Origin of the sequence: Flavobacterium sp. 9AF (assembly GCF_902506265.1) — a bacterium.
In the GTDB taxonomy this organism is placed as follows: Bacteria; Bacteroidota; Bacteroidia; order Flavobacteriales; family Flavobacteriaceae; genus Flavobacterium.
Genome location: NZ_LR733556.1, coordinates 699239 through 721355 on the forward strand (window position 1 = coordinate 699239; position 22117 = coordinate 721355).

A 22117-nucleotide genomic window follows, 5' to 3' on the forward strand; every position below is an offset into this window, starting at 1 on the left:
CTTCGCTTCTTCCCAAAATGGTAGAACTATTTGAAAATCATAGATTTTCCAATTCCTTATTTTGGCAAACGCTTCGCTTCTTCCCAAAATGGTAGAACTATTTGAAAATCATAGATTTTCCAATTCCTTATTTTGGCAAACGCTTCGCTTCTTCCCAAAATACATCCATTTCAGTTAAAGTCATATCTGCTAATGATTTTCCTAATTCACCGGCTTTATTTTCTAAATATTGAAATCGCTTTATAAATTTTTTATTGGTTCGCTCCAATGCGTCTTCTGGATTTACTTTTAAAAAACGTGCATAATTAATCATAGAAAATAAAACATCGCCAAATTCTGCTTCAATTTTATCTTGATTACCCAATTGAATTTCATCTTGTAGCTCTTGTAATTCTTCCTGAACTTTATCCCAAACTTGATGTGGTTCTTCCCAATCAAAACCCACTCCTTTTACTTTATCTTGAATGCGACTTGCTTTTACCAATGCTGGCAAACTTTTCGGAACACCTTCTAAAACCGACTTTTTTCCTTCTTTTAATTTCAGTTTTTCCCAATTGCGTTTCACTTCTTCTTCATCTTCCACAACCACATCACCATATATATGAGGATGACGGTCTATTAATTTATCGCAAATACTATTGGCAACATCAGCAATATCAAAATCTTGGGTTTCACTACCAATCTTGGCATAAAAAACAATGTGCAAAAGTAAATCTCCCAACTCTTTTTTGATTTCTTGCAAATCATTATTTAAAATAGCATCACCTAATTCATACGTTTCTTCAATCGTTAAATGTCTTAAACTTGCTAATGTTTGTTTTTTATCCCACGGACATTTTTCTCGTAGTTCATCCATGATATCTAATAATCGATTAAAGGCTTGTAGTTGAGTTTCTCTCTTGTTCATTGTTTTTTTGTTTAGAATACTAAAAATGAATCTAGTAAAATTAGGGATATTTTTAGTAAATAAAGTTTAATATATTAAATAATACAAATTTTATTGTTATCACATAAATTTCAATAGCAATTTAATTTCTCTGAAAAATTTATTCATTACTCTTTTTTTAAAGTATATTTATAATACATTTTTAAAACAAAATTATGAATCACCAAGCCAAATCCATACGTCCTTTTATTGGATCCAAAAATTATGAGATTTCAAGACAGTTTTACTTAGATCTAGGTTTTAAAGAAGGTATTATAGAACCAAATATGAGTTACTTCTATTCTGGTGATTTTGGTTTTTATCTTCAAAATTACTATACAAAAGATTGGGTAGACAATACTATGGTTTTTATGGAAGTTGAAGATGTTTATATTTTTTGGAATGAATTACAAGAACTTCGATTACATGAAAAATATGAAGGGGTAAAAATTGTCCCTGTAAGAGAACTTCCTTGGGGAAGAGAATGTTTTGTGCATGATCCTTCAGGAATATTATGGCATTTTGGAAATTTTAATACATAAAAAAGTCCTCATCAGAGGACTTTTTTATGTATTTTTTATTCCGCATTTTCTTCTTTAACTTCTTTAGTCAAAGCTTCAACAGAAACAAAACCTTTTGGTTGTAATAAATTATACCAATTTAAAATCTTTTTGATATCAGAAGTATACACTCTCTCTTCATCAAATTCTGGTAATACTTCACGAAAATAAGCTTTCAAAGTAGCATCTTCTTCTTTATGAGATATTGCTAATCCATCATTTTCTTTTGTAGCAATCGCTTTAAAAACCTCAGACAAACGAATTTCTTCTGTATAGGTATAAACTGCTATTTCAGATAATAAACTTACATTACTTCTCATACCTACAGTAATTCGTTTTCCGTCTAATAAAGATTCTGCAACAAATCCTGTTCTTGTTTGTATTTTTAATTCGTATAAACCTGGTTTACCAGAAATAGCTAATATTTTTTGAATACTCATGTTGTTTTAAATTTTAAAGATGGCAAATATATAATTTTAGTTTAAAGTTTAAAAGTTAAAAAGTCGAAAGTTAAAACGATAATAAATACAAATTTAATAATCGTTATCTACCTTTAACTTTTGCAAATTTCATTTTATAATCTGGTCTAGCTTTACCTTCTAAAATATTGTTTAATTTTTTACCAATTAATTTCTTCTTTAACACAGATAAATGATCTGTAAACAAAATTCCTTCAATATGATCATATTCATGTTGAATAACACGTGCAATCAAACCAGAATAAACTTCTGTTTTTTTATTAAAATCTTCATCAAAATATTCAATAGTGATAGTATCATGTCTAAAAACATCTTCTCTAACATCTGGAATACTTAAACAACCTTCATTAAATCCCCAAATATCACCTTCTTCTTTAATAATTTTAGCATTAATAAAAGTTTTTTTAAAAACCTTTAACTGTTCAGCTTCTTCTTTTGAAACATCATCACTATCTGCAAAAGGATTAGTATCTACAATAAATAATCGTATCGGCAAACCTACTTGTGGTGCAGCCAAACCTACTCCTGATGCATGATACATAGTTTCATACATATTACTTATCGTTTCTTTTAAATTAGGATAATCTGGTGTAATTTCTTCACCTACTTTTCTTAAAACGGGTTCACCGTATCCATATATTGATAAAATCATTAGACATTAAATTTTAATAAAATGCAAAATTAAACAATTAAATTATATGTTTTGATAGTTTTTTAATTCTTTAAAAAGATAAAATATTTTTAAAAAGCAAAAAAAAAGATAAAAAATCTAATTAATAAAATATTAAATATTATTTATCTTTTTTTAACACTTAATATAAATAATAAATCTATATTTGCACCTTATTATTAATTTTAACTATGCAATTTACTATTGAACAAGCTTCTGAAAAACATTTACACTATGCAGAAGCGATTTGCAACGAAATGGAAGCCTCGGCAAAAGTTAGAGGCACTGGTATTGCTAAGCGTTCACCTGAGTATCTTCAAAAGAAAATGATGCAAGGAAATGCTATTATTGCTATAACAGAAACTGGCAATTGGGCTGGTTTCTGCTATATAGAAGTTTGGAGTCACGAAAAATTTGTTGCTAATTCAGGTTTAATTGTATCACCCGAGTTTAGAGAATTTGGTTTAGCCAAAAGAATAAAACAAGCCATTTTTAAATTATCAAGAAGTAAATATCCAAATTCTAAAATTTTTGGATTAACTACAGGTTTAGCTGTTATGAAAATCAATAGCGATTTAGGCTATGAGCCTGTAACTTATTCTGAACTAACGCAAGATGAAGACTTTTGGAAAGGTTGTACATCATGTATTAACTACGAAATTTTAATAAGCAAAGACCGAAAAAATTGCATGTGTACTGCTATGATTTGGGATCCTATTGAAAAAGAAAAAGATAAAAAATTAAAAATAGAACAAAAAGTACTCGCTAAAGAACGTCTAAGCAGGATGAAAAAAAAACATTCTTTACTTAGACTCTTATCAATGAAATTTAAAAAAAAAGGAAAACTTTTTTTTAATGTTATTTAATCAATTATTATAAATGAAAAAGAAAATAGTTTTAGCTTATAGTGGAGGTTTAGATACTTCCTTTTGTGCAGTCTATCTATCAAAAAAATTAAATTATGAAGTCCATGCAGTAACCGTTAATACAGGTGGATTTTCTGAGCAAGAAATAAATGATATTGAAAAGCGAGCTTATGAACTAGGAGTATATTCCTATACTTGTGTAGATGCTACAAAATCTTATTATGACACTTGTGTAAAATATTTGATATATGGAAATGTATTAAAGAATAATACCTATCCTTTATCCGTTAGTGCAGAAAGAACAATACAAGCAAAAACAATTGCAGAATACGCTCTTCAAATTCAAGCCGAAGCGGTAGCTCATGGAAGTACTGGTGCAGGTAATGATCAGGTTCGATTTGATGTTATCTTTAATATTCTTTGCCCTCATGTTACAATTATAACACCTATACGCGATTTAAAACTTTCACGCGAATCTGAAATACAATTTTTGCAAGAAAATGGTTTTGAAATCAATTTTGAAAAAGCTTTATATTCTATTAATAAAGGACTTTGGGGAACTTCTGTAGGTGGAAAAGAAACACTTACATCTTGTACTTATTTACCTGAAAAAGCTTTCCCTTCACAATTAAATCAGGCAGTAGCTTCTTCTTCTGAAATCATACTTCATTTTGAAAAAGGAGAAATAGTGGGTATTAATAACAAAGCATTTTCTAATCCTGTAGAGGCCATTCAATATCTTGAAAAAATTGCAACTCCTTATGCAATAGGTAGAGATATTCATGTGGGTGACACCATAGTAGGCATAAAAGGAAGAGTTGGTTTTGAAGCAGCTGCTGCCATTTTAATTTTGAAAGCACATCATCTTTTAGAAAAACATACCTTATCAAAATTCCAACTGAATTTGAAATCACAGTTAGCAGATTGGTATGGTAGCTGGTTACATGAAGGTTTGTTTTTAGATCCAGCCATGAGAGATATTGAAGCCTTTTTTGAAAGTACTCAAGATAAAGTCAACGGAAAAGTTTTTATTACACTATTGCCATATCGCTATATTCTAAATGGTATTGAATCAGAAAATGATTTAATGAATGCAAAATTTGGCAGTTATGGTGAAATGAATTTAGGTTGGTCTGGAGAAGATGTAAAAGGATATTCAAAAATTATAAGTAATTCACTTTCCATTTATCATAAGGTGAATGCCCCTCAAAAAGAAGTCGATGCAAACTAAAATACAAGTAGGAATTATAGGTGCTGCTGGTTATACAGGTGGCGAACTCATTCGATTATTACTCCATCATCCAAATGTACAAATCAACGCTGCTATCAGTAGAAGTAATACTGGTAAACCAGTTTATGCTGTACATACGGATTTATTTGGAGAAACTGAATTAGTATTTACGAATGAATATGTTAACTCAGACGTTTTATTTTTGTGCTTACCACACAAAGAAAGTAAAACTTGGTTAGAAGAACATATGGTTTCTGATACAACTAAAATCATTGATTTAGGAAACGATTTTAGATTAGATGGTAATTTCTCAAAAGGTGAATTTATCTACGGTTTATCAGAAACCAATTGGGAAAGCATAATAAAAACTAACTATGTAGCTAATCCTGGCTGTTTTGCAACTGCCATACAATTAGCATTATTACCATTGGCTCAAGAAAAATTATTAAATAAAGTGTACACAACAGGTATAACAGGTGCAACAGGTGCAGGACAACAATTACAACCTACCTCACATTTTAGTTGGAGAACCAATAATATTTCGGCTTATAAAACATTATCGCATCAGCATGTTCCTGAAATTTGTCAAACCTTAGAACATTTTAACAAACAAAAAGTACATTTAGAATTTGTACCCTGGAGAGGCGATTTTACGAGAGGTATTTTCACCAGTTCTACAGTAGAAACCTATTTGTCTTTGGAATCGGTTTATGCGATTTATGAAACCTACTATAAAAACAATCCATTTGTATTTGTTTCTCGTAATACCATCGATTTAAAACAGGTCGTCAATACAAACAAATGTTTGATTCACATTGAAAAACAAGGAGAACAAGTGGTTATCCACTCTATTATAGACAATTTAATTAAAGGAGCTTCTGGTCAAGCCATTCAAAACATGAACCTCATGATGGGTTGGGAACCCACTTTAGGCTTAAAACTAAAAGCATCCGCATTTTAAAAATATTCCCATTATGAAACTATTTGATGTATATCCGTTATTTGATTTAAATTTCATTGAAGCTGAAGGCAGTTATTTATGGAATGATAGAAATGAAAAACATTTGGACTTATATGGTGGTCATGCTGTAATATCCATTGGCCATAGTCATCCAACCTATGTGAAAATGTTAACCCGACAATTGCATAATATTGGTTTTTATTCTAATTCTGTACGCATACCTATTCAAGAAGAAGTAGCCAAACAATTAGGAAGATTAAGTGGGTATGAGGATTATGAATTTTTTATGTGCAATTCAGGAGCTGAAGCCAATGAAAATGCTTTAAAATTAGCTTCTTTCCATACCAATAAGAAAAAAGTAATTTGCTTTACAAAAGCGTTTCACGGAAGAACTGCAGCAGCTGTTGCCGCAACCGATAATAAAAAAATTATTGCACCCATAAATGAAACGGATAATTTTATCTTTTTACCTTTTAATGAAATTGAAGTATTAGAAGATGCTTTTAAAAATAATGAGATTGCTGCGGTAATTATTGAAGGAATTCAAGGTGTAGGCGGTGTTCAAATACCTACTACCCCATTTTTACAAAAGATACGATCATTATGTGATCGTTATCAAGCACTACTCATTTTAGACGAAATACAATCGGGTTATGGAAGAACGGGTAAATTCTTTGCACATCAGCATGCTAATATTAAAGCCGACATCGTTACGGTTGCAAAAGGAATGGGAAATGGTTTCCCTGTTGGTGGCGTGATTATTTCTCCTGAAATTGAAGCCAAACATGGTTTGTTAGGAACTACTTTTGGAGGCAATTATTTAGCCTGTGCAGCTTCAAAAGCCGTTTTAGAAGTGATGGAATCTGAAAAATTAATGACAAATGCCAAAGAAATGGGCGATTATCTGTACCAACAATTAAAAGAGGATGAAATTATCAAAGAAATTCGTTATCAAGGACTTATGTTTGGTATAGAATTAAAAATGCCTTGTACACCTTTTAGAAATCAATTGTTACAAGACTTTAGAATTTTAACAGGAAACGCCTCTTGTCCTAACACACTTCGGATTTTACCCGCTTTGAACATTTCCAAAAAGGAATTGGATGTTTTTATCAGTGCTTTTAAAACCGTTTCAAAATTAAACATTAAAAAAAATGAACAAATTCTTTTCTGTTAACGACATAACAGATTTAAATACATTAGTAAAAGAAGCTATTGCATTAAAAAAAGCGCCTTTACAAAACCAACATTTAGGAAAAGGAAAAACCATTGGTCTGGTTTTTTTAAATTCTAGTTTGCGTACGAGGTTAAGTACTCAAAAAGCAGCTCAAAATTTAGGGTTACATACCATTATATTAAACGCGAATCAAGAAGCATGGACTTGGGAATTTGAAGATGGTGCTATCATGAATGGAAATACGGTAGAACATGTTAAAGATGCAGCCAATGTATTAAGTCAGTATTGCGATATTATAGGTATTCGTTGTTTTGCTGGTTTGACGAATAAAGAAGAAGACGTTTCAGAAAAAGTGTATTCCCTTTTCGAAAAATATGCCAAAGTTCCTGTAGTTTCTTTAGAATCTGCTACTTTACATCCTTTTCAAAGTCTCGCGGATTGCATTACCATTGCGGAACATTTACCCGTAAATAAAAAACCAAAAGTAGTATTAAGTTGGGCTCCACATATTAAACCCATTCCTCATGCAGTAGCCAACTCTTTTGCGCAATGGATGCAAAAAACAGACTATGATTTTGTAATTACACATCCTGAAGGTTATGAATTAGATCCTCAATTTACGGATGGAGTAACCATTGAACACAATCAGGAAAAAGCACTTGAAAATGCCGATTTTGTATATGTGAAAAATTGGTCTTCTTTTAAAAACTATGGCAAACTAATTCCTGTTGAGGAAGATTGGTTACTAACTAATGAAAAACTAAAAGCAAGTAATAATGCAAAAATCATGCATTGCTTACCCGTAAGAAGAAATGTGGAGATTAGTGATGAAGTATTAGATAGTGAAAATGCATTGGTATACGAACAAGCCAATAACAGAACCTATGCAGCTCAGATTGTATTAAAAAAAATATTAGAAAATCATGAATAAAAAAAAGGTTTTAGTAATAAAAATTGGTGGTAATAGTATTGATAACCCTCATGAGTTAGTTCCTTTTTTGGAGACTATTGCCACCATTAAAACACCTTTTATTTTGGTTCATGGTGGTGGAAAACTGGCTACAGATTTAGCCGAAAAACTAAATATTCCACAGCAATTAATAGATGGTAGAAGAATTACAGATGTAGAAACCATCAAAATTGCAACTATGGTATATGCGGGCTACATTAATAAAAATATAGTAGCATTATTACAAAAAAACAATAAAAATAGTATTGGATTATCAGGTGCAGATGCCAATCTTATCCAAACGACAAAAAGAGTACATCCAACTATTGATTATGGCTTTGTAGGTGATTTACATACTACAAGTGTGAATATCGATTTTTTAGAAAATCTAATTCTTTCTGGCTTAACACCTGTAATAAATGCCATTACACATGATGGAAACGGTGTATTACTCAATACTAATGCTGATGCTATTGCCAATGCTTTAGCCGTAAGTTTAGCTTCCAAATATGAGGTTTCATTATTGTATTGTTTTGAGAAAAAAGGTGTCTTATATGAACCCAGTAATGATGATTCCGTTATACATGAATTGAATCATCAACAATTTGAAGAATTAAAAGAGCAAGGAATCATTTCGAAAGGCATGTTACCCAAATTAGACAATTGCTTCCATGCTTTACAAAATGGAGTACAAACAATAGCCATCTTAAAAGCAACTACTATCTTAGGCTTTTTAAATCAAACCACTCATGAATACACAAGCATTATTAAATAATTCGGTAACCAATTTATATCAAACAGGACTTTTATTATTAAAAAAATTAATAGCGACTCCTTCTTTTAGCAAAAGTGAAGATGTAACGGCAACAATAATTGAAGATTTTTTTAAATCAAATGGAGTACCAACACAAAGAAGCATGAACAATGTTTGGGCTTATAACAAGCATTATAACACTTCAAAGCCTACTATTTTATTAAATTCGCATCACGATACGGTAAAACCGAATTCGGGTTATACTTTAAATCCTTTTGAACCTATAGAAAAAGATGGTAAACTTTATGGTTTAGGCAGTAATGATGCAGGAGGACCTTTAATAAGTTTAATTTGTACTTTTTTATATTTCTATGAAAAAGAAGATTTAAAGTACAATTTAATTATTACTGCTACTGCAGAAGAGGAAATTTCCGGTGTAAATGGTGTTGAGTCTATTTACAAGAAATTAGGACCAATTGATTTTGCCATTGTGGGCGAACCTACAGAAATGAATTTGGCTATTGCTGAAAAAGGATTGTTAGTTTTAGATTGCGAAGCTTCTGGAACCTCTTCTCATGCTGCCCATCCAAATACCGATAATGCTATTTTAAATGCCATTCAAGATATTCATTGGTTTACCCAATATAAATTTGATAAAATCTCACCTATTCTAGGAGAAGTTAAAATGACACCTACTATCATTAATAGTGGTTCCCAACATAATGTGGTTCCTAATACGTGTCATTTTACAGTAGATATAAGAACCAATGAATGCTATTCGAATGAAGAAGTATATCAATTAATACAGGAAAAAGTAAAATCAAAAGTTACGGCTCGGTCATTACGATTGAACTCCTCTTCTATCCCATTGGAACATCCTTATGTTAAAGCAGGACTAAGCTTAGGAAGAACCTATTACGGTTCGCCAACATCTTCCGATCAGGCAGTTATTCCTTGTCCGTCTTTAAAAATAGGTCCAGGTTTATCGACTCGTTCTCACAGTAGTGACGAATTCATTTATTTGGATGAAATAAAAGAGGCCATTCAAATTCATATTTCTATTTTAACTCAAATACTATAAGATGGCTACAAAAATTTGGCAAAAAAAAGAAACATCAAATGAACAACATGCTGCAATAGTTGAAAAATTTACGGTGGGTAATGATGTAGTTTTTGATTATTTATTAGCGAAATATGATGTACAAGGATCTTTAGCACATTGTGAAATGCTACATAGTATTCACTTATTAACAGATACTGAATGGACTATTATTAAAAATGAATTAAATACTATTTTAGCTGAAATTAATAACAATCACTTTAAAATTGAATCTGGAATTGAAGATGTGCATTCGCAAGTAGAACATTTATTAATTCAACGCATTGGAGACATCGGTAAAAAAATTCACAGTGGTCGTTCCAGAAACGATCAAGTTTTAACCGATTTAAAGCTCTATTATAAAGCAGAAATACAAGAAATAACTAAATATACTGAAACACTTTTCAATACCTTAATTGAATTAAGTAACCAACATAAAGATATCTTATTACCAGGATATACCCATTTACAAATTGCAATGCCTTCTTCTTTCGGACTTTGGTTTGGTGCATATGCAGAAAGTTTAATTGACGATTTAGAATTGTTTTTAGCCGCCCATAACATCGTCAACAAAAACCCATTAGGCTCTGGAGCTGGATATGGTACTTCCTTTCCATTAAACAGAACCTTAACAACACAACTATTAGGCTTTAAAACCCTAAATGTTAATGCTGTATATGCGCAAATGACTAGAGGAAAATCGGAGAAGGTTTTTGCAATGGCTCTCGCTGGAATGGCAGGTACTATCAGTAAATTTGCTTATGATGCTTGTTTGTATTTGAATCAGAATTTTAATTTTATTTCTTTTCCAGATTCGTTAACCACAGGAAGTAGTATTATGCCACATAAAAAAAATCCGGATGTTTTTGAAATTATGAGAGCCAAATGCAATCGTATTCAAGCGGTACCCAACGAATTAATTTTGGTTACCAATAATTTACCATCTGGTTACCATAGAGATGTTCAGGTTACTAAAGAAATTTTATTTCCGGCTATCTCTTCCATGAAAGAATGTTTGGAAATGTTAGACTTTATGTTGGCTCATATTCAAATAAAACCAAATATTGTGGAAGATGGGAAATACAAATACATGTTTAGTGTGGAAAACGTGAACCAACAAGTGTTAGATGGTATTGCGTTTCGAGACGCCTATAAAAATATTGGTTTAGCTATTGAAAACCATACGTATGAACCCAGTTATAACGTGAAGCATTCACATGAAGGCAGTATTGGTAATCTTTGTAACGATTTAATTATAGAAAATTTTAGAGCAATATTGCATAAATTTCAATAAAACAAAAAGAATGTCCAAAAAATAATGATTTTTTTCAATATGAACTTGTTTTAGATTCTAAATTAAACTAATAATCAATATTTTAAGATTCTAAAATTCACAATGACACCTTTGCAGATTTTTTTGGACATCCTTGTTTTTACTATTCTTTAATTCCAAAAGGATAAGCTGTTTCCTTTTTGCATTCATTCATTACAATACTACTATGATATTGGCCGATATTAGGAATATTAGAAATAATATTCACTACAAAGTCATTATAGCTTCTAATATCATTGGCAACAATCTTTAACATATAATCGTAATTGCCTGACAAGCTGATAACATCTAAAACTTGAGGTATAGGAGTAATAATTCTTTCAAATTCATCTAAAGCTTCTTTAGATTGCTCTTTTAAGGTTACATTACAATACACGACTATTTCAACACCAATTTTAAATCGGTCCACTAAAGCTACATATTTTTTAATCACGCCATTACGTTCCAAATTTTTAATACGCTCGTAAGTAGGTGTAAAAGAAAGACCTATTTTTTCACCAATATCTTTTACCGAAATCGTAGAATCATTTTGTAAAATTTCTAAAATTAATTGGTCTTTAGCGTCTAATTGATCTCTCATTTTCAGTTATCTTTTATATTGTAAATAATCTTGCAACAGGATTGTAGCTGCAATTTCATCTATTAAGGCTTTATTTTTTCTTTGATTCTTTTTTAAACCACTGTCAATCATTGTTTGAAAAGCTATTTTTGAAGTAAATCTTTCATCTACTCTATCTAAAGGCATTTTCGGAAATTCTTTTTGAAACAAAAGAATAAACTTTTCAATAATTACAGTACTTTCAGAAGGCGTTCCATCCATTTGTTTGGGTTCTCCAATAATAACTTTTTCAACTTTTTCTTTGGAAAAATAATCCTTTAAAAAAGCAAGTACAGTTTCTGAAGGAATGGTTGTTAATCCAGAAGCTATCAATTGCATTTCGTCAGTAATAGCAATTCCTGTTCGTTTTAATCCGTAATCTACAGCTAGTATTCTGGCCATTGTTTTATTTTAGTATGCAAAGATAATGAAAGTAAAAATAGTTTTTTTTCTATCACTATTAAAAACTGAAAATTCGCAAATTAAAAAAACAATATCTTTAATTAATTTGCGAATTTGATTCTATTTTTTAATCCAAAATTTAATTGACTAAATGTAATGTTTTACTTGTCATGGCTCTAATCTGAGTGCAAAGTTCATCATTGTCATTTAACGATTCTCCAAAAGCGGGTATCATTTCTTTAAATTTAGTTTGCCATTCTTCAGAGTTATATTTTTTAGCAAAACATCTACTAATTACTTCAATCATAATGGAAACGGAAGTTGAAGCTCCAGGAGAAGCTCCTAATAAAACAGCTAAAGAACCATCATCATCGTTTACCACTTCAGTACCAAACTCTAAAACACCTTTTCCTTCTTTATCTTTTTTAATTACTTGCACTCTTTTACCAGCTGTTTCCAACACCCAATCTTCTTTTTTAGCATTTGGAAAATAATGTTTCAAAGCTTCCATTCGATCTTCTTGCGATTGCATCACTTGTTCAATAAGATATTTCGTTAGAGGAATATTATTAATTCCAGCTGAAAGCATGGGTCGAATATTATCTGTTTGAATAGACTTTATCAAATCGAAATAAGAACCATTTTTTAAAAACTTGGTAGTAAAACCGGCATAAGGTCCAAACAAAAGCTCTTGTTTTCCATCTATAATCCTCGTATCGATGTGTGGGACAGACATAGGTGGAGAACCAACTGAAGCTTTACCATACACTTTAGCTTTATGCTGTTTGATAATTTCCGGATTAGTACAACGTAACCATTGACCGCTAATCGGAAATCCGCCATATCCTTCTCCTTCTTCAATATTGGCTTTTTCTAATAATCTTAATGAACCACCTCCAGCACCTATAAAAACAAAAGGAGTGTTTATTTTTCTCGACTTTTTATTTTCAAGATTTCTCACTTTAATTTTCCAACTTCCGTTTTCTTGTTTCTTTAGTTTTTCAACTTCCGAATCAAAATATAGTTCTATTCCTTTTTGATGTTTTAAATACTCAAATAATAATCTAGTTAGTGAACCAAAGTTGACATCCGTTCCTATAGGCATATAAGTAGCTGCATGGACTTCATCTTTTGGTCTATCATGCATTACCAATGGCATCCATTCTTCTAAAACCGTTTCATCACTACTGAATAACATTCTTTTAAAAAGACTTTTTTGGACTAAAGCCTCATGTCTTCTTTTCAAAAAATCCACATTTTCTTTTCCCCATACAAAACTTATATGAGGAATTGAAGTAATGAAATCTTCTGGTTTATCTAAAATCTTTTTTTGAACCAAATAACTCCAAAATTGTCTTGAAACTTCATAAGCTTCAGAAATTTTTAAGGCTTTGCTTATATCAATAGTACCATCTTCCTTTTCAGGTGTATAGTTTAATTCACAAAATGCCGCATGTCCAGTTCCTGCATTGTTCCATGCATCACTACTTTCGGAAGCAGCTTCAGACAAACGCTCATGAATTTCTATTTTACAATTTGGATCTAATTCTTTTAATAGAATGCCAAGAGTAGCACTCATTATACCAGCTCCAATCAAGACTACATCTGGATTTTCCATTTTTATTTCTTCTTCTTTATACTTACTTATTTTTATACCATAAAAGCAATACAAAGATAAATAAACAGAAAAAAGAAAGACATAATTATATCGTAAAAATAGTGCCTAATTCTTAAGAAATACTTAATTTTTAACGTCCAAAAAAGCGACTAAAAAAACCTTTCTCTTCCTCAGCTTTTTCTGCTTTTACATTTTCTTTTTCATGATTGTAGATAAGTTCCATAATATATTGAACATAGGTCTTATTTCTTTCTTCTAAAAATCCATTTAAATACTTTTCACTATATTGAATGCCACTTGCTGCTTCAATTTGTAATAGTTTTTTATACAAGGGTTCAATATGATTAGTAATAACCTCTTGTGGAACTGATTTTCTTCTTGCAAAATAATTTTCAATTACACCTTCTTCATTTCTTGAAATTTCAAAATCAGTAATTACCCAATAATACCTTCCCGATTTAGCCAAATTCTTAACAATGGCATGGAAATTTTCTCCGCTTTGTAATTTTTCCCATAAGACTTTAAATATAACTTTAGGCATATCTGGATGTCTAATAATATTGTGAGGTTGTCCCATTAATTCATAATCTTCATAACCACATACATCGACAAAGACTTCATTTGCATATTCAATTATTCCACGAGCATCTGTTTTACTCATGATAACTTTAGTTTTATCCCATGCCACTTCTTTATCTACTAGAACAGGTTTGTTTGAGGGGTGTTGTTGTAAATCCATAAAATTCATTTTAAAAATTTATCACTAATTAAATTTGGTTTTTATTGGGCGCAAAACTAGATAAACATTGTCTTTTAAAAACTGATAAAAATCAGTTGGCAATACATATTTTAATTTATGTTCGAATTGCTTTTAACTTTTTAAAACTAACATATCGTTACATAAAAGATGAATATGTAACTAAAACAATTTATGATTTAAAAAAAAACAAATTATCTTTGCCCAAAATAGAAAGTTATCATGACACAATTACAAACCACAATAGAACAAGCTTGGGAAAATAGAGCTTTACTACAAGAAGAAAAAACTCAAAATGCAATTAGAGAAGTAATCGAATTAATTGATTCCGGTGCTCTAAGAGTTGCTCAACCTATTGATAATGAAACTACAATCACTTGGCAAGTAAATGAATGGGTAAAAAAAGCTGTAGTAATGTATTTTCCTATTCAAAAAATGGAAACTCTTGAAGCTGGAATTTTTGAATATCATGATAAAATGCCTTTGAAAAGAGGATATGCTGAAAAAGGTATTCGTGTTGTACCTAATGCTGTAGCTCGTCATGGTGCTTACATATCTAAAGGAGTAATTTTGATGCCAAGTTATGTTAATATAGGCGCTTATGTAGATGAAGGAACCATGGTTGACACATGGGCGACAGTAGGAAGTTGTGCTCAAATTGGCAAAAATGTCCATTTAAGCGGTGGTGTAGGTATTGGTGGTGTGTTAGAACCTTTACAAGCTGCACCTGTAATTATAGAAGACGGTGCTTTCATCGGTTCAAGATGTATTGTTGTAGAAGGTGTACGTGTAGGAAAAGAAGCCGTTTTAGGCGCTAATGTAGTTTTAACTGGTTCCACAAAAATTATCGATGTAACAGGTTCTGAACCAAAAGAATACAAAGGTATTGTACCACCAAGATCAGTGGTAATTCCAGGAAGTTATACTAAAAAATTTGCAGCTGGTGATTATCAAGTACCTTGTGCTCTAATCATAGGTCAAAGAAAACCTTCAACTGATCTTAAGACTTCTTTAAATGATGCTTTAAGAGAATATAATGTAGCCGTTTAATGAGAATACTTGTTATACAAAAGAAAAAAATTGGTGATGTTTTAACTAGTACGGTTATTTTAGAAGCTATTAAAAAGCAATATCCAGAATATAAAATAGATTATTTAATCTACGAAAATGCTCAACCTGTAGTCATTAATAATCCTTATATTGATGAACTTATTGTTTTAGATGAAAAAACGAGAAAAAACACATCATTATTCTTTAATTTCTTAAAAAGTATTAGACAAAAAAAATATGATGTCGTTATCGATGCATATGCTAAAACCAATAGTATTTTGATTGCTTGGTTTTCTGGTGCAAAAAAAACGATTTCATATGAAAAATGGTACACCAAACTTTTTTTAACCACAACTACTCATCGTAATGAAATTGAAGGGAGGACAACAGCTTTATCTGATCGTTTAAATTTAGTTGAACCTCTTGGTATTTTTAATCAAGATGTAACACCCAAAATTTTTATGACAGATGTGGAAATCGAAAAAGCTAAAAAAAAATTAATTGAAAATAATATCAATTTAACGCAACCCATAATTATGGTAAGTGCTATAGGAAGCGAACCAGAAAAAACGCTTCCTTTAAAATATATGGCAAAAACCCTAGATATTATTGCCCATTATAATTCTGAAATTCAAATTCTTCTCAACTATATTCCTTTTCAAAAATCTCAGGTTAAAGAAATGTATGAGTTATGTGAAGCTTCAACTAAAAAACAAATTTTCATTGACTTTTTTGAAAATGATTTACGCGATTTTTTAGCTGTTACCAAATTATGCAAAGCACTTATTGGTAATGAAGGAGGAGCTACAAATATGTCGAAAGCATTAGGAATACCAACATTTAGTATTTTTTCACCCGATATATTAAAGAAGAAATGGTTTATTTCAGAAGATGGTTTAAAAAATGTGTCAATTGAAATTTATGATTATCTACCCAATGTAGATCAAAACCTAACTGTTTTCGAAAAATACGAACAATTCATGCCTGAACTATACAAACCAACTCTTATTAATTTTTTAAATAATAATATCTAAACCATGAATATAGGTTTTGAAGCAAAAAGAGTATTTCATAATAAAACAGGATTAGGAAATTACAGCAGAGATTTAGTTCGCATGATTGCAACAAAATTTCCAGAAACTTCGCTTTTTCTGTATAATCCAAAAAAAGCTAAGAAATCTATATTTACTTATTATAACAAAAACATTGTTGAGAGAAACCCTAAAACCAAATTCAAAAATTATTGGAGACAAAAAGGTGTTGTAAAAGACTTGTTAAAGGATAAAATTGAAATTTTTCATGGGTTATCTGGAGAAATACCTTCAGGTTTGAAGAAGAACAACATCAAAAGTGTAGTAACTATTCATGATTTAATTTTCATGCGTTATCCTAACTTGTATTCCTTTTTTGATAGAAAAATTCACTTTTACAAATTTAAAAAAGCTGCCCAAAATGCAGATATGGTTATTGCTATAAGTGAGCAAACCAAAAAAGATATCATTCAATATTTAAAAATTGATGCAAATAAAATACAAGTGGTTTATCAAGGTTGCCAACCTGTTTTTAAAACAAAAATACCTGAAGACCAACTTGAAACTGTAAAAAAAAAATACCTTTTACCTGACCAATTTGTACTAAATGTAGGTACTATTGAAGCGAGAAAAAATGCCTTGACAATTGTTAAAGCCATCCAAAATATTGATACTACTCTTGTCTTAATTGGTAAAGAAACTGAATATGCAAAAGAAATTCATGAGCATATTACTTCACATAGTTTACAACATAAAGTACGTTTTCTTAAAGGAATCGATTCATTTGAATTAGCTACCATCTATCAATTAGCTACCGTTTTCATTTATCCATCTTTATTTGAAGGTTTTGGAATACCAATAATTGAAGCATTATATTCTAAAATTCCAGTAATAACAACAAATTCAGGTGTTTTCCCTGAAGCTGCTGGACCAAATTCAATATATATAAATCCAACCAACGCAAATGAATTGGCTACCAAAATCCAATTTTTATTAGAAAATCCTGAAAAAAGAAAAGAAATTGCTGAAAAAGGTTGGCATTTTGTACAACAATTTAATGACGATGTTATCGCAAATCGATTAATGGAAATCTACACCTCGTTATTAGCCTAAATACTGGTTCAAACCATTTTTTGTTTGTATCACATGGTGTTTTTGATTATAGGCTCTAATTTTTAGATTTTTATTCCACTCCTCTTGATTAAAATAACCTCTCTCATGTTCCAAATGCAAACAAATGGCTGAATAACGGACTTGTTTTGCTAAAACCCCATAATTAAAAAGTCTTTCCCCTACTTCCCTATCTAAACCACCATACTTCATATCTTCATTAAATCCATTTACAGCAATTAAATCGGACTTAAAACAAGAGGTATTATGACCATTGAAAGTTTTCTTTGTAGTAGTTATCCAATTCATGAAAATAGTAAATAGCTTAAAACGAACTAACTTAGACAGCTTAAAATTTTTCTTTACATTGTTTTTGGCCAACCAAAAAGGATTGAAGCATTTCTTTGAAATAATATCTAATTTTGAGATAATATGAGAAGTAACCAATGGCAATTTAAAATAACCACCAGATAGAAAATAACCTTTCTCTTTATATTTTAAGTGAGTAGAAACAAAATCTTCTCTAGGTATACAATCACCATCTGTAAATAACAAATATTCCGAATGCGTTCGTACAATTGCTTTATTTAATATTTTACATTTTTGAAAACCATTATCTTCTTGCCAAACATGAATTATCGGGTACAAGAAAGAATGTTCGAAGGTTGTTAACAATGCTTTTGTTTTGGGAGTAGAACCATCATCTGCAATTACTATTTCAAAATCCTTCTCTGTTTGGTTTGCATAACCAACAAGAACTTTTTCGAGCCATTCTTCCGAATTGTAAGTAGTAATAATTACAGATAATTTCATTCAGATATTACAAAATGCACATTAAATTGTTTTTATAAATGTTTTAAAAGTTCCAAATGTATATTTTTTTTCTTTCATCCAACTAATTAATTGATCAAATCGTTCAATCATTTGTTCTCCACTATTTTTAGAAACATATTTGGGGAAATTAAATTTCTCCGGTTGATTTAAATTGGTAAATTCCCATGGATGAAAATAAATATTCAAATACTTATCTTTCTTTAAGGTCCATTGCACTAAAAAAAGATATATTCGCAAGGGTAAATTATGAAAACTTAGCCAAAATAAAGGAAATCGAATTAACGGACTTACAGAAGCTGGTATTTGTAATACCTTTTGTTGATAAAAATAACGTCTAGGCTTATTAAAATTATTATAGCGCCCAGGCAAATAGGTTGGATTAATGGATGAATTATAGGTGTAGCCAGCATTATAAATTTCTTTTTCATCAACAGGAAACATTCTTGGCATTCTAAAGCCAATAACTTCTGTTCCAGTTAATGCTTCTAATTTTTCTTTAGATTCTTTTAAATGAGCTATTTCAAATTGACTATGATGATAATTATGAGACGCTATTTCGTGTCCTTCATTAATAATTCGATCAATTACATCCTTAGCGTGTATAGCAAAAATAGCGGTTGAAAAAAAGGTCGCTTTCACATTATGTTTAGCTAATAAATCTAAAATAGCCACTGTACCTGTAATAGATATTTGAATTTGATCTTCAAAAGATATTTCTTTTCCATACTCAAAAGGCATATCAAATTCTTCTATGTCAAAGCTCAATAAAACCATTAGTTAAAATTTGTTTTTTTAATTAAATAATTGGGTCTTTTTTTCGATTGTATAAATAGTTTACCAATATAAATTCCAATAATTCCTAAGATAGTTAAATTTAAACCTCCAAAAAATACAATAGTACTTATCACAGAAGCCCATCCGGAAATTACATGACCAAAATAGAGACTGTAAATGACATACCCCAAATAAAATACAAAAGCAAATAAAGACAAACCTACACCTAAAAAAATAGCCATATGTAAAGGTCTAGTACTAAAAGCTGTGATGCCTTGCAAAGCAAAACGTATCATTTTACTTAAAGTATATTTACTCTTTCCAGAAAAACGAGGATTTGATTTGTAGTGTAAGGCATATTGATCAAATCCTATCCAATTGATAATACCGCGTATAAAGAGTTCATTTTCCGAAAAATCGGAAAAAACAGCCACCACCTTTTTATCCATTAATCGAAAATCAGCTGTTCCTGGTTCAAATTTAACATCAGAAAGCTTATTCATTAAACTGTAAAAGGCTTTAGAAGTTTTCTTCTTAAAATAGGATAAGGTAACATCATCCTCTCGAATAGTATACACCACATCATGACCTTCCTCCCATTTTTCTAAAAGTTGAGGTAATAATTCAGGAGGATGTTGCAAATCTCCATCCATAGTAATTACAGCATCTGAAATATCTTTAACTGTGTCTACACCTGCTTTTAATGCATTTTGATGTCCAAAGTTACGAGACAGCGAAATAAAAAATAATTTCTCATCTTCTTTTGCAAGTTGCTCCAAACAATTCAAACTATTATCCGAACTACCATCATCTACAAAAACAATACGATAATAATAAGGCAATGGATTCATAACGCTATGAATCGTTTTGGCTATCATTTCAATATTAGATTCTTCATTAAAAGAAGGAATAACTATAGATACTGTTTTCTTCATTTTATTTACTTTCCGTTACTTTTATAGATTCTTCTTTTTTTAAAACCATCATCTCATATATAATTTTAAACCAAATTAGTACACATGGTAATGCTTTTAAAGCATATGGTTTAACCAATGACTTATATAGTATTTTAGGAAATAAATCTGTAGCAGACAAACTGGTTACAATTAACGCAAATATAAGTAAAAACCAACTGAATTTAGAGATTGGTTTATTTTGTATAATAAACCAAATGGCTATTCCTGTAAAGGCAATAATATAGGTTGGTGATTCGGATCCAGAACTAAAGATGACTGTAAAAAGCAATACAGAACACAATAATAACAACCTGAATTTTAAGTCTTTATACATTTTAATTCTAAGATACGGTAATCCAAAAACAAGTAGTCCAAAAAGTAAGAAAGGTAAATTAGACAACATCGGATTACCTACTACTCTTCTAATAATGCCCATAAACGAAATATCTTGCATTGAATCTAAAGAAGTATTTTCTCCATTTTTCACCACTAATCTTTCAAACCATTCGATATAACTACTGTTAATAAATTCTGGTGTTGCTAAAATCATTGGTAAAACATAAAAAACTAAGGACCAAGTTATTAAATACAATATAAATTTAAGTTTATGTTTTGAAAAGAAGAAAAAGGCCAAACCTACAATACCATATAATTTTATAAAAGTACCTAACATGATAAAAAAAGCAGCTCTTCCTTCCTTCTCTTCTTGAATTGATACAAACGACATAATAATAATAGCCGTCATAATAGGATTAATCTGAAAACTAAGTGTAGTAGTAATAAATTCGTTTAATATAATCCATAAAATAATACTATAATTTATTGATTTTATAGGCAACTTATGAATTGCCCAAATTAGAACAAAAGCATTAAAAACGCTCCATAAAACCATACCTATTGCATCGGGTAACAAGGCAAAAGGTGCTATTAGTAAACTAAAAACAGGTCCATAATGATTATGATCAAAATATTCATTAGGATATTCAGCATACAAAGAAGTTTGGTGAATCGTATGATAAAAAACATTTTTATAAATCAAATAGTTGTTACACTTTTGAATCAAGAATTGTTTTCCAGCAGATAAAGCGGCTATTATAAGTAATATCGCAGAAATATAGTTAGAATTCTGAAAAAAAGGTTTTTGAGAAATTTTTTTGAATTGTAAAATTAGATTCATTTATTGCAACTTAATACGTTTCTTTAATCTTTTCTTACGGTGAAATCTTTTTTGAAAATCGGCAGTTAATTGCCACATGGTTTCAAAAACAACAGTTTCATCCTCTCCAGATAGTTTCGCATATTCATTGCTCATAATGATTATCATTTCCTTTTTCGGTGTTAATCTGGAAAGGTTTTTCATTCTAGTTTTAAAGTCCATTTGAGTATGAAAATTCATTCTATTTAAATCTACCAAATAGAATTTATAGCTTCCATCATGATTGTTCTTTATGAGTGTATTACCTGGCGAATGATCTTTAAATTCAATACCATTTTGATGCAATTTATAGGTAAAATGGATAAACTGTCTTAAAATATTTTCTCCATCTGGATAATCGGTTTCTACTAATTCTTTATATGTTAAATCACATAAAATATGCTCACAAACATAATAACTATCCTGCAAACCTATAAAATTAGTATTCGTCTTGAAAGCAATGGGTTGAGGTGTACCAATTCCTTTTTCTAATAGTAGATTGGCATACTCAAAGGAACGCTGGGCTTTTGATTTACGAAAATAATTATAGATAATTTGATTCAATAAAATTGGCTTTTTAAATGACTTAATATTTAAAGTTAGCTTTTCGTCAACCTGAAACAATTTTATCGTATTTCTTTTTCCAGCAGCCAATAATTTTCCAGAAGTATGAAAATTATCTATACTAGACAAAATAATTTCTTTTAGGTTTTTATATGTAGGAAAAATACGAAACATCTTTTTTTTTCAAAAATAAGGATATCCAATTAATTATTTAGAAACATATC

Annotated in this window: 24 protein-coding genes; 12 read left to right on the forward strand and 12 right to left on the reverse strand. The window is 30.2% G+C overall.

The features are described from left to right. Positions 1 to 127: 127 nt before the first annotated feature. The gene (mazG, locus tag HALO113_RS03230) at positions 128 to 907 is read right to left on the reverse strand and encodes a nucleoside triphosphate pyrophosphohydrolase (RefSeq protein ID WP_159777647.1); all 780 of its coding nucleotides are present in this window, start codon (positions 905 to 907) and stop codon (positions 128 to 130) included. Positions 908 to 1101: 194 nt separating this feature from the next. Here mazG and HALO113_RS03235 point away from each other — a divergent pair, with 194 nt between their 5' ends. Continuing rightward, positions 1102 to 1467 (forward strand): glyoxalase, encoded by a 366-nt coding sequence (locus tag HALO113_RS03235; RefSeq protein ID WP_159777648.1) that lies wholly within the window; start codon positions 1102 to 1104, stop codon positions 1465 to 1467. Positions 1468 to 1502: 35 nt separating this feature from the next. On the opposite strand, the gene HALO113_RS03240 is transcribed toward HALO113_RS03235, so the two are convergent. Together HALO113_RS03240 and def are read right to left on the reverse strand one after the other, a co-directional pair. Next, on the reverse strand, positions 1503 to 1925 hold the full coding sequence (locus HALO113_RS03240) for a DUF5606 domain-containing protein (RefSeq protein ID WP_159777649.1): 423 nt from the start codon (positions 1923 to 1925) through the stop codon (positions 1503 to 1505). Positions 1926 to 2028: 103 nt separating this feature from the next. Then, complete coding sequence (gene def / locus HALO113_RS03245) at positions 2029 to 2616, reverse strand: peptide deformylase (protein WP_159777650.1); 588 nt, start codon at positions 2614 to 2616, stop codon at positions 2029 to 2031. 209 nt (positions 2617 to 2825) lie between these two features. On the opposite strand from def, the gene HALO113_RS03250 reads away from it, so the two are divergent. From HALO113_RS03250 to argH, 8 genes are read left to right on the forward strand one after another with little or no spacing between them, the layout of a single operon-like run. Beyond that, positions 2826 to 3500, forward strand: coding sequence for a GNAT family N-acetyltransferase (locus tag HALO113_RS03250; protein WP_236554584.1), 675 nt, complete (start codon positions 2826 to 2828; stop codon positions 3498 to 3500). A gap of 13 nt (positions 3501 to 3513) precedes the next feature. Then, positions 3514 to 4731 (forward strand): argininosuccinate synthase, encoded by a 1218-nt coding sequence (locus HALO113_RS03255; protein WP_159777651.1) that lies wholly within the window; start codon positions 3514 to 3516, stop codon positions 4729 to 4731. Beyond that, complete coding sequence (gene argC, locus HALO113_RS03260) at positions 4721 to 5692, forward strand: N-acetyl-gamma-glutamyl-phosphate reductase (RefSeq protein WP_159777652.1); 972 nt, start codon at positions 4721 to 4723, stop codon at positions 5690 to 5692. The genes HALO113_RS03255 and argC overlap by 11 nt, the downstream gene beginning before the upstream one ends. A gap of 13 nt (positions 5693 to 5705) precedes the next feature. After that, a complete protein-coding gene (locus tag HALO113_RS03265) occupies positions 5706 to 6869 on the forward strand; it encodes an aspartate aminotransferase family protein (protein ID WP_159777653.1) in 1164 nt (387 codons plus the stop codon). Further along, the gene (locus tag HALO113_RS03270) at positions 6847 to 7800 is read left to right on the forward strand and encodes an N-acetylornithine carbamoyltransferase (RefSeq protein WP_159777654.1); all 954 of its coding nucleotides are present in this window, start codon (positions 6847 to 6849) and stop codon (positions 7798 to 7800) included. Before HALO113_RS03265 ends, HALO113_RS03270 begins: the two co-directional genes overlap by 23 nt. Further along, positions 7793 to 8593, forward strand: coding sequence for an acetylglutamate kinase (argB, locus tag HALO113_RS03275; RefSeq protein WP_159777655.1), 801 nt, complete (start codon positions 7793 to 7795; stop codon positions 8591 to 8593). The genes HALO113_RS03270 and argB overlap by 8 nt, the downstream gene beginning before the upstream one ends. Further along, positions 8568 to 9653 carry a M20 family metallo-hydrolase gene (locus tag HALO113_RS03280; protein WP_159777656.1) on the forward strand — a complete coding sequence of 362 codons (1086 nt, stop codon included), beginning with the start codon at positions 8568 to 8570 and terminating at the stop codon, positions 9651 to 9653. The genes argB and HALO113_RS03280 overlap by 26 nt, the downstream gene beginning before the upstream one ends. Position 9654: 1 nt before the next feature. Further along, the gene (argH, locus tag HALO113_RS03285; RefSeq protein WP_159777657.1) at positions 9655 to 10965 is read left to right on the forward strand and encodes an argininosuccinate lyase; all 1311 of its coding nucleotides are present in this window, start codon (positions 9655 to 9657) and stop codon (positions 10963 to 10965) included. Between the two features lie 142 nt (positions 10966 to 11107). Here argH and HALO113_RS03290 read toward each other — a convergent pair whose 3' ends face one another. The 4 genes from HALO113_RS03290 to HALO113_RS03305 all read right to left on the reverse strand — a co-directional run bounded on the left by HALO113_RS03290 (position 11108) and on the right by HALO113_RS03305 (position 14361). Further along, positions 11108 to 11584, reverse strand: coding sequence for an Lrp/AsnC family transcriptional regulator (locus HALO113_RS03290; RefSeq protein ID WP_159777658.1), 477 nt, complete (start codon positions 11582 to 11584; stop codon positions 11108 to 11110). Positions 11585 to 11590: 6 nt separating this feature from the next. Further along, positions 11591 to 12004, reverse strand: coding sequence for a Holliday junction resolvase RuvX (gene ruvX / locus HALO113_RS03295; protein ID WP_159777659.1), 414 nt, complete (start codon positions 12002 to 12004; stop codon positions 11591 to 11593). A gap of 139 nt (positions 12005 to 12143) precedes the next feature. Next, positions 12144 to 13652 (reverse strand): malate:quinone oxidoreductase, encoded by a 1509-nt coding sequence (locus HALO113_RS03300; RefSeq protein ID WP_370519373.1) that lies wholly within the window; start codon positions 13650 to 13652, stop codon positions 12144 to 12146. Positions 13653 to 13752: 100 nt separating this feature from the next. Then, positions 13753 to 14361: a PAS domain-containing protein gene (locus HALO113_RS03305; RefSeq protein WP_159777661.1), complete on the reverse strand. Its 609-nt coding sequence runs from the start codon at positions 14359 to 14361 to the stop codon at positions 13753 to 13755. Between the two features lie 240 nt (positions 14362 to 14601). Between HALO113_RS03305 and HALO113_RS03310 the strand changes: the two genes are divergently transcribed. Genes HALO113_RS03310 through HALO113_RS03320 form a run of 3 tightly spaced genes read left to right on the forward strand, consistent with a single transcriptional unit; the run spans position 14602 to position 17573 of the window. Next, positions 14602 to 15429, forward strand: coding sequence for a 2,3,4,5-tetrahydropyridine-2,6-dicarboxylate N-succinyltransferase (locus tag HALO113_RS03310; RefSeq protein WP_159777662.1), 828 nt, complete (start codon positions 14602 to 14604; stop codon positions 15427 to 15429). Then, a complete protein-coding gene (locus HALO113_RS03315; RefSeq protein WP_159777663.1) occupies positions 15429 to 16463 on the forward strand; it encodes a glycosyltransferase family 9 protein in 1035 nt (344 codons plus the stop codon). Before HALO113_RS03310 ends, HALO113_RS03315 begins: the two co-directional genes overlap by 1 nt. Before the next feature lie 3 nt (positions 16464 to 16466). Continuing rightward, positions 16467 to 17573 carry a glycosyltransferase family 1 protein gene (locus HALO113_RS03320; protein WP_159777664.1) on the forward strand — a complete coding sequence of 369 codons (1107 nt, stop codon included), beginning with the start codon at positions 16467 to 16469 and terminating at the stop codon, positions 17571 to 17573. Here HALO113_RS03320 and HALO113_RS03325 read toward each other — a convergent pair. Genes HALO113_RS03325 through HALO113_RS03345 form a run of 5 tightly spaced genes read right to left on the reverse strand, consistent with a single transcriptional unit; the run spans position 17565 to position 22067 of the window. Next, on the reverse strand, positions 17565 to 18383 hold the full coding sequence (locus tag HALO113_RS03325; protein ID WP_159777665.1) for a glycosyltransferase family 2 protein: 819 nt from the start codon (positions 18381 to 18383) through the stop codon (positions 17565 to 17567). The two genes, HALO113_RS03320 and HALO113_RS03325, sit on opposite strands and share 9 nt — an antisense overlap. A gap of 21 nt (positions 18384 to 18404) precedes the next feature. Continuing rightward, the gene (locus HALO113_RS03330; RefSeq protein WP_159777666.1) at positions 18405 to 19178 is read right to left on the reverse strand and encodes a polysaccharide deacetylase family protein; all 774 of its coding nucleotides are present in this window, start codon (positions 19176 to 19178) and stop codon (positions 18405 to 18407) included. Beyond that, positions 19178 to 20113, reverse strand: coding sequence for a glycosyltransferase family 2 protein (locus tag HALO113_RS03335; RefSeq protein ID WP_159777667.1), 936 nt, complete (start codon positions 20111 to 20113; stop codon positions 19178 to 19180). Before HALO113_RS03335 ends, HALO113_RS03330 begins: the two co-directional genes overlap by 1 nt. Position 20114: 1 nt before the next feature. Continuing rightward, positions 20115 to 21311: a glycosyltransferase family 87 protein gene (locus tag HALO113_RS03340; protein ID WP_159777668.1), complete on the reverse strand. Its 1197-nt coding sequence runs from the start codon at positions 21309 to 21311 to the stop codon at positions 20115 to 20117. Next, positions 21312 to 22067, reverse strand: a complete 756-nt coding sequence (locus HALO113_RS03345; protein WP_159777669.1) for a lipopolysaccharide kinase InaA family protein — start codon at positions 22065 to 22067, stop codon at positions 21312 to 21314. Positions 22068 to 22117: the final 50 nt, after the last annotated feature.

Bases quoted from the DNA above. Each gene is read 5' to 3' on its own strand.
- mazG (WP_159777647.1), bottom strand. From the start codon at position 907: ATGAACAAGAGAGAAACTCAACTACAAGCCTTTAATCGATTATTAGAT.
- HALO113_RS03235 (WP_159777648.1), top strand. From the start codon at position 1,102: ATGAATCACCAAGCCAAATCCATACGTCCTTTTATTGGATCCAAAAAT.
- HALO113_RS03240 (WP_159777649.1), bottom strand. From the start codon at position 1,925: ATGAGTATTCAAAAAATATTAGCTATTTCTGGTAAACCAGGTTTATAC.
- def (WP_159777650.1), bottom strand. From the start codon at position 2,616: ATGATTTTATCAATATATGGATACGGTGAACCCGTTTTAAGAAAAGTA.
- HALO113_RS03250 (WP_236554584.1), top strand. From the start codon at position 2,826: ATGCAATTTACTATTGAACAAGCTTCTGAAAAACATTTACACTATGCA.
- HALO113_RS03255 (WP_159777651.1), top strand. From the start codon at position 3,514: ATGAAAAAGAAAATAGTTTTAGCTTATAGTGGAGGTTTAGATACTTCC.
- argC (WP_159777652.1), top strand. From the start codon at position 4,721: ATGCAAACTAAAATACAAGTAGGAATTATAGGTGCTGCTGGTTATACA.
- HALO113_RS03265 (WP_159777653.1), top strand. From the start codon at position 5,706: ATGAAACTATTTGATGTATATCCGTTATTTGATTTAAATTTCATTGAA.
- HALO113_RS03270 (WP_159777654.1), top strand. From the start codon at position 6,847: ATGAACAAATTCTTTTCTGTTAACGACATAACAGATTTAAATACATTA.
- argB (WP_159777655.1), top strand. From the start codon at position 7,793: ATGAATAAAAAAAAGGTTTTAGTAATAAAAATTGGTGGTAATAGTATT.
- HALO113_RS03280 (WP_159777656.1), top strand. From the start codon at position 8,568: ATGAATACACAAGCATTATTAAATAATTCGGTAACCAATTTATATCAA.
- argH (WP_159777657.1), top strand. From the start codon at position 9,655: ATGGCTACAAAAATTTGGCAAAAAAAAGAAACATCAAATGAACAACAT.
- HALO113_RS03290 (WP_159777658.1), bottom strand. From the start codon at position 11,584: ATGAGAGATCAATTAGACGCTAAAGACCAATTAATTTTAGAAATTTTA.
- ruvX (WP_159777659.1), bottom strand. From the start codon at position 12,004: ATGGCCAGAATACTAGCTGTAGATTACGGATTAAAACGAACAGGAATT.
- HALO113_RS03305 (WP_159777661.1), bottom strand. From the start codon at position 14,361: ATGGATTTACAACAACACCCCTCAAACAAACCTGTTCTAGTAGATAAA.
- HALO113_RS03310 (WP_159777662.1), top strand. From the start codon at position 14,602: ATGACACAATTACAAACCACAATAGAACAAGCTTGGGAAAATAGAGCT.
- HALO113_RS03315 (WP_159777663.1), top strand. From the start codon at position 15,429: ATGAGAATACTTGTTATACAAAAGAAAAAAATTGGTGATGTTTTAACT.
- HALO113_RS03320 (WP_159777664.1), top strand. From the start codon at position 16,467: ATGAATATAGGTTTTGAAGCAAAAAGAGTATTTCATAATAAAACAGGA.
- HALO113_RS03325 (WP_159777665.1), bottom strand. From the start codon at position 18,383: ATGAAATTATCTGTAATTATTACTACTTACAATTCGGAAGAATGGCTC.
- HALO113_RS03330 (WP_159777666.1), bottom strand. From the start codon at position 19,178: ATGGTTTTATTGAGCTTTGACATAGAAGAATTTGATATGCCTTTTGAG.
- HALO113_RS03335 (WP_159777667.1), bottom strand. From the start codon at position 20,113: ATGAAGAAAACAGTATCTATAGTTATTCCTTCTTTTAATGAAGAATCT.
- HALO113_RS03340 (WP_159777668.1), bottom strand. From the start codon at position 21,311: ATGAATCTAATTTTACAATTCAAAAAAATTTCTCAAAAACCTTTTTTT.
- HALO113_RS03345 (WP_159777669.1), bottom strand. From the start codon at position 22,067: ATGTTTCGTATTTTTCCTACATATAAAAACCTAAAAGAAATTATTTTG.